The sequence below is a fragment of the Streptomyces sp. CA2R106 genome, from assembly GCF_037034245.1.
GTDB lineage: Bacteria > Actinomycetota > Actinomycetes > Streptomycetales > Streptomycetaceae > Actinacidiphila.
Genome location: NZ_JBAGKC010000186.1, coordinates 1 through 413 on the forward strand (window position 1 = coordinate 1; position 413 = coordinate 413).

Sequence of the window (413 nt, forward strand, 5' to 3'; positions counted from 1 at the left end):
TCTGCGCGGGCCGCGCCTCCTGGCCGGGGCGGGCCGTGACGTAGCCGACCAGCCGGTCGTCGCGGGCCGCGACGGCGGCCTGGGCGACGGCGGGGTGCTCGGCGAGCGCCGCCTCGACCTCGCCGGGTTCGATCCGGAAGCCGCGCACCTTCACCTGCTGGTCCGCGCGGCCGGCGTACTCCAGTTGGCCGTCGCGAAGGCGCCGCGCCAGGTCGCCGGTGCGGTACATCCGGCTGCCTGCCGGGCCGTACGGGTCGGCGACGAACCGCCCGGCGCTCAGCCCCGGCCGGTCCAGGTAGCCGCGGGCCAGGCCCGGCCCGGCGACGTACAGCTCCGCCACGACGCCCGGCGGCACGAGGCGCAGCCGCTCGTCCAGCAGGTAGGTGCGGAAGCCCGCGACCGGCCGGCCGATC

1 protein-coding gene is annotated in these 413 nt (G+C 78.9%); it reads right to left on the bottom strand.

Annotated elements, in window-relative coordinates:
* Window positions 1–413 (bottom strand): AMP-binding protein (locus tag WA788_RS35660; RefSeq protein WP_335984672.1); only part of this gene is annotated, 413 nt, incomplete at both ends.